Source organism: Actinoplanes sp. NPDC023936 (genome assembly GCF_040639325.1).
Classification (GTDB): domain Bacteria; phylum Actinomycetota; class Actinomycetes; order Mycobacteriales; family Micromonosporaceae; genus Actinoplanes.
In genome coordinates this window covers 1-10,360 of the sequence record NZ_JBEZZR010000079.1, presented here as the reverse complement: position 1 = coordinate 10,360, position 10,360 = coordinate 1, and the positions used below count along the sequence as shown (strand labels likewise).

Genomic DNA, 10,360 nt, shown 5'->3' with positions numbered 1-10,360 from the left:
GTTGATCAGCCAGCGTCGGGACATCGCGGTGACAGCCCCATGATCACAGCGATTTCCGGCTGCTGGACGATCAACATCTCGAACGTCCTCATCTGCCGCCGATCGTGCGCGGCGGCGAACGCGGTCACCAGATTTAGTACGCCAGCGTCGATCCGATGCGGGTGCTCAACGCTGTCAGACCGGCGCGACCACTTCGACGATGGTGCCAGTACCTACCACGGGCGTGCCCTCGTGGATGGTGATCGACTGGCCTGGTTGCAGGCTGCGCCAGCCGAATGGTGCCAATGGCGCCAGGCGGACGGTACCTTGGGCACCCGGATCCAACTGCGGCGAATGTTCCACCCACATGCGCGCCACTCGAAGATCGGGCCGTCCTTCCGCGGTTTGTTGCCCAATGTCCCAGAGAGGACGCAGAACGCCGGGGCTCGGGATCGCGGTGGCCCTGCCGCCTTCCGACGGCGGAACAACCGCAACTCGGCACGGATGATCCCGTGGTTGCTCTCCCGACGCCCCCAGCGGCACCAAGTCGCGGTCTCAGCAAGCCACATCAGTTCAGCTGCCTCGATGAGCAGGCCCCACCACTGCGCCGGCGGCCGCCACCCGTCGTACAGGTCGGCAAGAAGCCCGAGAGCGACCTCCCATTCGTTATGGTCCAGGAATTCGCGCGCGTCAGCTGCGGTCCCACCGGAGTCGCTGACAGCGGTGGCCGGGCCATCTCGACCGCCTGCCAACGCCGCGAACGTGCCCGCATCCGCAGCGAAAAACAACGCCGATGGGGCCAATCCGCCGCTCGAGCGGCCTGACTGATTATCTCCAGGCCTTCGGACACCGTTTGAACATCACTTTTGACACCGCTTGATCACTGGCGGATTTCGCGTCCGCGAATGTCGGCACCACGGACCCGATGAAGATGGTCTGACGCTATGGCTAGGCGTCGATGAGCGTGGCGGCCCAGGGTTCGGCTACGTCGGCGAGGTCGAGCATGGTGACGACGTTGTCGAGCATGCCGGCGGCAAACCACTGCCGGACCGCCTCGTCGTCACCGTCCAACAGCTCGCGGACGATCGTTACCTGCTGGGCATAACACGTGCGGACCGCATCGCGAATGACCGGTTCGTCGGTGGCACAGTTGGCGTGCATGAGGAAGCGCAGGACGTCACCGTCGGTGATGAGCGTGCTGTACGCGGCTCGCAGTGCTTGCGGCGGGCTCATCGTGTTGTCGGCGGTCTTGGCGGCGGTGAGCGTTTCGGTCAGCAGGCCGCCGACGTGCGTGACGGCAGCAGCGAAGATCGCCTGCTTGTTGGCGAAGAGCCGGTAGAGGTAGGGCTGCGAGATGCCGGCGCGCTCGGCGATCTCGTTCGTGGTCGTACCGTAAAAGCCTCTCCGCGCGAAACAGCTCACCGCCGCGTCCACAACGTGCTGACGGCGTTCATCGCTCTTCGTAGTCGTCCCGGCGGCAGGCATGGTGTCAGCCTATCCACGGCACCTGGACCGCCGGTTCGCTCGGTTCAGCTACCGAAAGAGCCGGCTACACCCACGGTTCCGGTTGCCTCGGGGTCGCTGGTTGTCAGCGCTTCAACGGCGGCCAGAGGGTTCCAGTAGTCGTCGTATCGAGTGATCAGCCCGTCGGCGTCGGTCTGCACGATCCCGAAGCAGTCCTGGTGAAAATGCTTCCCGGTGGGTGTCGCCGTCCCGTCCAGCGTCCACAACGCCACCGCGATCTGCGGGCTCGTAGTCGCGATGTAGCGCAGATTCACGGCCTGCACGTCGAAGGTGGCTACGAAGTTCCGCATGTGCGTGATGAGGGCTTCGCGCCCATGCAGTTCGGAGGCCATCCCGGCTGGCGCGAACGGAAACGTGAACGTGGCGTCGGCGGTGTACAGCTCAGCCCAGGCGTCCAGCCTGCCGGCGGTCAGAAGCCGCAGGTGGTCGGCCACCGCGTGCTGTGCCGGGGAGCGGTTCTCGGTCGTCTCGGTCATGCACCCACCATAGCGATCAAGTTAGTGGTCGACCTATAACTGGTCTGGTGAGAAGGATCGCGCCCGGTGCGGTTGTCTAATGACGCCCATCCCTGCTCTGCGTCCGGGACGGTCAGGGCAACCTGGCCACCACGTGTCGAGACCGAACCTCCGGTGTCGTTTGTCGCGAGCCAAATCACCTGACCCCAGCACCTCAAACGTTCGTGGTCACGGCACTAGCCAACGCCGTGCATGTCAGGCGAACGACTTGGCCGATCTGCCGCAGGTAGCGTGATCTCGCTGGACGGCGGCGTGGGCCAGTCGGTGAACTCAGGTCTCCGGCGGGCGCGTCGGCTCGCTCAGGCCAGGACGAACAGTCCTGCCTTCACCAAAGCTCGGACGCGATCCCATTCCGCTCGATCGCCCAGGGCATCCTTGTGTGCCTGCCGATACAGCCGAGCGACGCACCGGGCGACTGCAGAAGGCGTACAGCCTTAAGATCCTCCGGTGAACGATGCCGCGGTAGGTCCTGCTGAGCTGCTTGGCCTGTGGGCAGTTGATCACGGCTTCCATTCGGTCATGGAGGACGAGCTGATCGTGTTCCGGCCGGACGGTTCTGGTTGGTGCGAGTACCAGCGGCCCTGGTACCGGGTGCGTACCAATTTTCGGTGGCGGCTCGCTGGTGACGCGCTGCTGCACGTGAAGGCGAACCTCGAGGTCGTCACTGATGAACACGCCAGCCCGCCACAGCGAGAGCACGCGATCGACGTGGACGAGACCGTGCGCGTCGCGATCACAGTCGGCACGCGACCGCTACTCGAACACCCAGTCCGCGAGCTGTCGGTTGAGCTGTCCTTCAATTTGGGAGCCCCCTTCGCCTTCGTCGCGGCCGAGGAATCCGCGTTAGACGCGTGAACGTCCTGATATTGAACTCATGCTCCGTCCATGGGACGTGCGCTCATCGGATCCGGATGCCCGCCGGAGGATCGAACGTCACCCTGGGTGCTTGGTCCTGTCTGCCGATCGCGGCTATCCGGTGATGATCGGCATGCCGAGGGTGACGGGGCTGCCTGTGGAGCTGCTGCGGTCCAGGCTGGCGAGCTTCTCCTGGGCCTTGGTGAGGCTGGTTTGGAGACCCTGGACCTCGCCGAGCCAGCCGTTGATGATGAGTCGGCCTCGTTGTCTGGGCGGACCCGGAGCATCGGACATCTCAGACACGAGTGTTCATGCTGGCAAGGGGTCTCATAGCTCAGGCGCGGGCGACGATCCCCGCCAGGTCCACGCCCGCGCCGAGCGCCCCGTACTCCAGACTCCGATCCGCCCCCAGCCGGGCCGCCACGAAGCCGTCCGCCACCGCGGCCGGGGCCTCCCGGATCAGCACCGCCGCCTGCAACCCGAGCGCCAGCGCCTCCACCACCCGCCGCGCCTGACCACCGGCCGACGACGGATCAGCCGCGACCTGCCGGATCAGCCGGCGGGTGGCCGCGACGTGGGCGTCGTAGGCGGCGTGCACCCCGAGCGCCGACGCCAGTTCCCGGTCCACCGCGTCCACCGACTCGGGCTCGCGTGCCATGGCCCGCAGCACGTCCAGCGCGATCACGTTCCCGGAGCCCTCCCAGACCGCCATCACCGGCTGCTCCCGGTAGCGGCGGGCGAGCGGGAAACTCTCCGTGTACCCGTTCCCGCCGAGACATTCCAGCGCCTCGTACGCGTGGTTCGGCCCTCGCTTGCACACCCAGTACTTGGCGACGGCGGTGGCCAGGCGGCGGAACGCGACGGCGGACGGGTCGTCGTACGCGGCGGCCAGGCGCAGCGCCGTCCACGTGGCGGCCTCCGCCTCCAGCTGCAGGTCGGCGATCACCGCGGTCATCGCCGGCTGGTCGACGAGCAGGGCGCCGAACGCGCTGCGGTGCCGCACGTGCCAGGCGGCCTCGGCGACGGCCTGGCGCATCCCGGCGGCGCTGCCGAGCACGCAGTCGAGCCGGGTCTGCGCGACCATCTCGATGATTGTGCGCACGCCGCGGCCCTCGTCGCCGAGGAGCCAGCCGGTCGTGCCGTCGAGTTCGATCTCGGACGAGGCGTTGGACTTGTTGCCGAGCTTGTCCTTGAGCCGCTGGATCCGGAAGACGTTGCGCGCGCCGCCGGGCAGCACCCGTGGCACGAGGAAGCAGGAGAGGCCGCCGGGCGCCTGTGCGAGCACCAGGAAGGCGTCGGACTGCGGCGCCGAGCAGAACCACTTGTGCCCGGTCAGGCGCCACGTTCCGTCACCGGCATCATCGGCGCGGGTGCTGTTGGCCCGTACATCGGAACCGCCCTGTTTCTCGGTCATGGCCATGCCGAAGATCGCCGAGGTCTTCACCGCGGGGTCCTGAAGGTGCGGGTCGTAGACCCGCGAATACACCTTCGGGAGCCATTGCTCGGCCAGCTCGGGCGTGAACCGCAGCGAGGGTACGACGGCGTGGGTCATGCTCACCGGGCAGGCGTGACCGGGCTCCACCTGCGCGAACAGCATGAACGTGGCGGCCCGGGCGACGTGCGCGCCGGGCTTCGGCGCGGACCAGCAGCTGGTGTGCGCGCCGTGCTCGATCGCCGCTCCGATGATCCGGTGGTAGGCGGGGTGGAACTCGACGGCGTCGACCCGGTTGCCCCAGCGGTCGTGGCCGGCGAAGACCGGCGGGTGGGTGTTGGCGAGCTCCGCGTCGTGCTGGAAGCCGGCCTCGCCGACGAGCGCGCCGACGTCGCTGAGCTGCGCTGAAGCCCACTGCGCGTCGTAGCGTTCCACCGCCTCGGTCAGCGCCGGGTTGATCAGGTATTCGTTGAGCCCGGCGCGCGGCGGAGCCTGGTTGACGACCTCATGAGTCATGACTGGCTCCCATACCGGAGAAACCCGATGCCCGGAAACCCAGAGCCCGGAAACAGAAGCGCTGAATGCCGTCGATGACGGCCGGATCGGCCGGGTCCGGCGACGGCCGCAGTGACCCGACGAGGGCTTCGGAGATCGCCCCCATCACGGCCGACGCGGCGAGCCGGGGATCCTCGGCGACGAACTCGCCGCGGTCCAGGCCGTCCCGCACGATCTGCTCGACGATTTCCGTGTACGCCCGCCGGTAGGTCAGCCGCTCCTCCTCGACGGCCGGGCTGACCGGCTCGAACAGCAGCGCCCACGCCATCCGGCGGCCCTGCAGCGCGCGTCCGCTGAACACCCGGATCAGCGCGCCGAGCCGCTCGGCGGCCGGCTGCCCGCGATCGGCGGCCGCCTGCCGGACGACGTCGAGCTCATGCCCGGCGGCGCTGCGGAACACCTCGGCGAGCAGCCCGTCGCGGCCGTCGAAGTACGAGTACACGGATCCGACGCTCGCCCGCCCCTCGGCCGCGATCGCCGCCACGGTGGCGGCCGAGAATCCGCCGGCGGCCACGAGGTTCCGCGCGGCCCGTAGCAGGGACTCCCGCTTGTCGGACGCGTTCTTCCTGGTCAAGGCGGTCTGCCGGTACGCCATGACAAGGATTGAACCACGGTTCAGTTCATCGCGGCAATCACTTGCAGGACGAGCCCGCGCAGGTGGCGAGCCGGTGCAGCTGGTCGTGCAGCTCGGTGACGCGTTCCGGGTCCAAGCCGTCCGCCAGGTTGAGCAGCTGGTGCGGGTCGGTACGCCGGTGGTAGTACTCCCGGCTCCCGTCGACGTACTCCACCCAGGTGAAGTCGGCGGTCCGCAGCGCGTCGTACGACGGCGGGACGTTCTCCGACTCGCTCTGATAGTCCGGGTCGGCCGGGTCGGTCGCCGGGTCGCTGTGCTCGATGAGCGCCCCGGTCCGCCACTGCATCGGCACGAGCCCGCCGAGCAACCGCCGCACGCTGCGCCCGTCGACCTCCTCCTGCGGTCGTACGCCGGCCAGGTCGGCGAAGGTCGGCCGCAGATCGATGTTCTCCACCAGGGCGTCGACCACCTGCCCGCGGCGCACCCCGGCGCCGGCGGCGACGAGCGGCACGTTCACGTCGACGTCGAAGGCGGTCTGCTTTCCGGGATTCAACCGGTACTCACCCATGTGATAGCCGTTGTCCGAGCTGAACACGACAACGGTGTTCTCCGCGATCCCGGCCTCGTCGAGCGTGGCGCGCAGGTCGCCGAGCATCCGGTCGACAGCCTGGACCGACTGGACGCGCTTGCGGAACCCGCGATCCATGTGCGCGATCTGCGCGGCGGTGAGAGGGGAGTGCGGCGCGAGCCAGGCGGGCGCGTTCTTCGGGACCTTCCCGTACGCGTCACCGCGCGGCGCGATCAATCCGGGGAACGACTGGGCGTCGCGCGGAGCCGGCGGATACGGCAGGTGTGGTGTGTACGTTGATATCTCGATGAAGAACGGCTCATGTTGAGTTGACGTGATCAACCCTTGCGTCTTGTTGAGATTCCGCGTCTTGATGAAATTCTGCGCCTTCATCGACAACACATCCGTCAAGTAGTCCGACGGGTCACTGCCGTACCGCTTGACCGTGCCGTTCTCGTTCAACGTGTAGTTGACGTTGTCGTAGGCGTTCCCGCCCGCCACCCACTCGTCCCACCCCGGCGGCACGTATCCGCTCTCCGGCAGGTACTCGTTGAGGTACTTCCCGAGGAAGGCCGTCCGGTACCCGGCCGACCGCAGATCCGTGGCGAGCGTCGACTTCTCCTCGCCCCGGCTGCGGAACAGCAGGAAACCCCCGTCCGACCCGTGGTTCTTCACGATGCCGGTGTTGTGCGGGTACTGCCCGGTCAGGATCGACGCCCGCGACGGGCAGCACAGCGAGTCGGTGACCGTGTAGTTCGTGAACGACGTCCCGTCCCGTTGCAGCTCCAGCACGTTCGGCATGTACGGCACGAGGTTCATCGACAGGTCGTCGACCAGCACGAACACGATGTTCGGCCGGTCGGCGACGGGGGTGGGCAGGGGCGGGGCGAGGGCGGCGGCCATCAGCGCGAGCACCGGAGCAAGGGGGATCATGGTGCCGCCCAGGGTACAAATTCACCCCACCAGCCGGGCGGCGGCCCACATCTCCACGATCTGGTCGGCCGGCACCGGACGGGAGTAGAGGTAGCCCTGCCCGTACTGATAACCGAGGTTCTTGATCAGGTCGCGCTGTTCCACCGTCTCGATGCCCTCGGCCACCGACGAGAAGTCCAGGGCGTTCGCCATCTGGCTGACCGCTGTCGCGACCGCCGACTGCCGGCCCACCGTGGTGATCGACTCGACGAACGAGCGGTCCAGCTTCAGCGTGGTCACCGGGCAGGTGAGCAACAGGCCGAGCGACGACGCGGCGGTGCCGAAGTCGTCCAGGGCCAGCTGCACGCCGAGCGCCCGCAGGCCGATCATCGCCTCGTTCGACTCCTCGTCGTCGAGCACCGCCGTCTCGGTGACCTCGATCGTGAGGTTCGCGGCGGGCAGACCGGTCTCGGCGAGCACCGCTGCCACGTCGGCGACGAACCCGGGCGTGCGCAGCTGGCGGCCGGCCACGTTGACGCCGACCGACATGTGCACGGCCTCCGGGTGCTCGCGCCGCCACGCCGCGCCCTGCCGGCACGCCGTGCGCAGCGCCCACAGCCCGATCGCCACGATCTGCCCGGTGCGCTCGGCGACCGGGATGAACTCGACCGGCGACACCAGCCCGCGGACCGGGTGGTGCCAGCGGATCAGCGACTCCACGCCGGTGATCCGCTCGTCGGAGAGGCGCACGATCGGCTGGTAGAGCAGCGCGAACTCCTCGTTTTCGATGGCCTGCGCCATCTGCCGGATCAGGACCGCCTCGGCGCTGACCCGCGCGCCCATGTCCTCGGTGTAGTGCACCCACATGCCCTTGCCACGGCGCTTCGCCTCGTACATCGCGATGTCGGCCATGCTGAGCAGCGCGGACGGCTCGTCGCCGGGCCGGGCCGGCGCGATGCCGACGCTGGCCCGGGTGACCACGGTGTGCTGCTGGATCTCCAGCGGCTCGGCGAGCCGGCGCAGGATCTCCTCGGCGATCAGCGCGGCGTCGTCCGGTCCGGCGCCGGGCAGCAGGATCGCGAACTCGTCGCCGCCCTGCCGGGACACCAGGTCGCCGGGGCGCACCGCGGCGCGCAGCCGGTCGGCGACCACGATCAGCAGGGTGTCGCCGGCCGCATGGCCCATCGTGTCGTTGATCTCCTTGAAGTCGTCGAGGTCGATGTGCAGCATCGACGACTCGCGGGTCAGCAGGCGCGGGATCTCGTCGCTGAAGTGGGTGCGGTTCGCCAGCAGGGTGAGCGCGTCGACGGAGTTGGCCTCGTCCAGCCGCTCGATCAGCGCGATGTTGTCGTGGAACGCGACGAGCTGGCGTCCCGCGACCAGGCAGGTGATCACCACGACGCCGATCGTCGCGCCGATCAGCTGCGAGGACGCCGTGTCGGGCAGCATCAGGAAGAACACCACGAACGTGACGGCGATCATCCCGTACGGGAGAAGGCTGTAGGGTCGCCGCTTCGGCTGATCCTGCACGGCGCCGATGCGGATCAGGACGACCTGGATCCACGGTCCGACGGCGATGCACACCGACGGCAGCAGGCGGATCACGAAGACGTACGCATGATCGGTGCTCTGAAAATCGCCGGGCAGGAACGTGCTGACGCCCTGGATCATCGCGGCGCTGACCATCGGCCAGGCGGCGATGCGCGCCATCGGCGGATTCTTGATGAGCGCGACCTTCGTCGCGGAGAACGTCGCCACCAGCACGAGCGCGGCGGTGACGCTGGCGTTGACCCGGTCGACGTGCACGCTGGCGATCGGGTTGAACGCGAAGCACCAGGCCACCACGCCGCCGCCGACGAGCACGGTGGTGGCGTCCAGCCAGAAGACGAACTTCTCCCGGCTGGTCCGCAGGCCCTGCGGGAAGATCAGGCAGGCGACCACGTTGCTGCTCATGCCGATCGCGAAGAACACGGTCTGCACGTAGCCGCCGGCCATCGACGGCGCGCCGGCCCCGAAGAGGGTGTACAGGAACTGGTACGTGTCACCGACGGTGAACGACGCCCCGGCGAAGCCGATGATCGTCCAGAACCGGCGGTACCGCTGGTGGGCGAGGCTGCGCAGTTTCCAGCCGCCGAGCGCCAGGGCCGCGTCCAGCGGCAGCTGGACACCCCAGTAGATCTGCGTCTGCAGGTCCGGGTTCCCGGAGAAGACGAAGAACAGCGCACTTCCGATCAGGGTGATCCCGATCAGCGTGAGCAGGACGGGATCCCGCCGGAGACTGTCGAAGGGGCGCACGTGGAGTAGATCGGTCCGGCCTTTGCGATTCCAAGCGTTTGCCGTGGTGGTTTCTCGGCCGCGTCCTGTGGTGGTTTCTCATCCGGGTCCTGTGGTGGCTTCTTATCCGCGTCTTAGCGATCACGCAGCGCGCCCATAGCCGTCGTCCGGCGATCGTGAACGTACCTCTAGACGGAAGGCATCTCTGATGATCACGAAGACGAAGGCCGGCGTGGTGTTCGCGGCGGGCACGCTCGCCGCCCTGGGTATCGCCGGCACCGCGATGGCGATGGAGACCCCGAGCCCGTCCGGGCCGGCTTCTTCTTCCGGCGTGCCCTCCAGCGTCCCGTCGTCCGGGAGCGCGCCGTCCGGCAGCGCGTCGTCGGCCGGCGCGTCCACGGGCTCCGGGACGTCCGCCGGCGCGTCGTCGGGCAGCGCGTCGTCGGGCTCCGGGATCACCGAGGCTCGGGCGCGGGAGATCGCCCTTGCGGCGGTCGCGGGCGGCACGGTCGACGACGACGTGGAGCGGGAGACGGAGAACGGCCGCCAGGTCTGGGACGTCGAGGTCACGGCCGGGGCGGTCGAGCACGAGCTCGAGATCGACGCCGCGACGGGCGAGATCCTGCGCAACGACGCCGAGAAGGACGACGCGGAGGGTGCCGACGACGCCGACGGTGCCGACGACGCCGACGGTGCCGACGACGCCGATGACGCTGGCGACGACGCCGATGATGCGGACGACGCTGACGACGACAAGGACTGAGGTTTCCGCGAAGCGTGACCCCGCGCCGAGCCGTAGCTCAGACAGGTCAAGTGCCGCCGTTACCTGTTTGGCCTACGGCTCGCCGAGCCCGGCCGTAGGTGAGCGCGGTGATCATGGCGCCGATACCTGTTTGAGCTACGGCTTGGACACGCGAGCCGTAGCCAGCGCAGGAAAAACGACCCGGATACCTGCCCCGGCTACGGCTCGCCGAGCCCGGCCGTAGGTGAGCGTGGTGATCATGGCTTGTTACCTGCGTGGGCTACGGCTCGCCCGGCCCCCGCCCGGCCCGGCCGTAGTTCAGGCAGGTCAAGTGCCGGGCGGATTCAATCGGTGGTTGCAACACAGTCTGTTTGTGCTGGTAGCGGTGCTGAGAGTAGCGCGTTGAGGGCTTGAGCGGGAGTTCTCATGC

Annotated in this window: 10 protein-coding genes; 2 read left to right on the top strand and 8 right to left on the bottom strand. The window is 68.3% G+C overall.

Features of this window, described 5'->3' with window-relative positions:
• Window positions 1-174: 174 nt before the first annotated feature.
• The 3 genes from AB0F72_RS41855 to AB0F72_RS41845 form a co-directional block, all read right to left on the bottom strand.
• Complete coding sequence (locus AB0F72_RS41855; RefSeq protein WP_360444802.1) at window positions 175-348, bottom strand: hypothetical protein; 174 nt, start codon at window positions 346-348, stop codon at window positions 175-177.
• A 579-nt stretch (window positions 349-927) separates the two neighbouring features.
• Window positions 928-1,464, bottom strand: coding sequence for a TetR/AcrR family transcriptional regulator (locus AB0F72_RS41850; RefSeq protein WP_360444799.1), 537 nt, complete (start codon window positions 1,462-1,464; stop codon window positions 928-930).
• A 44-nt stretch (window positions 1,465-1,508) separates the two neighbouring features.
• Window positions 1,509-1,979, bottom strand: coding sequence for a nuclear transport factor 2 family protein (locus AB0F72_RS41845; protein ID WP_360444796.1), 471 nt, complete (start codon window positions 1,977-1,979; stop codon window positions 1,509-1,511).
• A 486-nt stretch (window positions 1,980-2,465) separates the two neighbouring features.
• On the opposite strand from AB0F72_RS41845, the gene AB0F72_RS41840 reads away from it, so the two are divergent.
• Window positions 2,466-2,873 (top strand): hypothetical protein, encoded by a 408-nt coding sequence (locus AB0F72_RS41840; protein ID WP_360444793.1) that lies wholly within the window; start codon window positions 2,466-2,468, stop codon window positions 2,871-2,873.
• Window positions 2,874-2,987: 114 nt separating this feature from the next.
• On the opposite strand, the gene AB0F72_RS41835 is transcribed toward AB0F72_RS41840, so the two are convergent.
• Genes AB0F72_RS41835 through AB0F72_RS41815 form a run of 5 tightly spaced genes read right to left on the bottom strand, consistent with a single transcriptional unit; the run spans window position 2,988 to window position 9,209 of the window.
• Window positions 2,988-3,176, bottom strand: coding sequence for a hypothetical protein (locus AB0F72_RS41835; RefSeq protein WP_360444790.1), 189 nt, complete (start codon window positions 3,174-3,176; stop codon window positions 2,988-2,990).
• A gap of 31 nt (window positions 3,177-3,207) precedes the next feature.
• Complete coding sequence (locus AB0F72_RS41830) at window positions 3,208-4,821, bottom strand: acyl-CoA dehydrogenase family protein (protein WP_360444787.1); 1,614 nt, start codon at window positions 4,819-4,821, stop codon at window positions 3,208-3,210.
• A complete protein-coding gene (locus tag AB0F72_RS41825) occupies window positions 4,811-5,455 on the bottom strand; it encodes a TetR family transcriptional regulator (protein ID WP_360444784.1) in 645 nt (214 codons plus the stop codon). The genes AB0F72_RS41830 and AB0F72_RS41825 overlap by 11 nt, the downstream gene beginning before the upstream one ends.
• 37 nt (window positions 5,456-5,492) lie before the next feature.
• Window positions 5,493-6,935, bottom strand: a complete 1,443-nt coding sequence (locus AB0F72_RS41820; protein ID WP_360444781.1) for a sulfatase — start codon at window positions 6,933-6,935, stop codon at window positions 5,493-5,495.
• A 21-nt stretch (window positions 6,936-6,956) separates the two neighbouring features.
• The gene (locus tag AB0F72_RS41815) at window positions 6,957-9,209 is read right to left on the bottom strand and encodes an EAL domain-containing protein (protein ID WP_360444778.1); all 2,253 of its coding nucleotides are present in this window, start codon (window positions 9,207-9,209) and stop codon (window positions 6,957-6,959) included.
• Window positions 9,210-9,396: 187 nt separating this feature from the next.
• Here AB0F72_RS41815 and AB0F72_RS41810 point away from each other — a divergent pair, with 187 nt between their 5' ends.
• On the top strand, window positions 9,397-9,951 hold the full coding sequence (locus tag AB0F72_RS41810; protein ID WP_360444775.1) for a PepSY domain-containing protein: 555 nt from the start codon (window positions 9,397-9,399) through the stop codon (window positions 9,949-9,951).
• Window positions 9,952-10,360 lie beyond the last annotated feature (409 nt).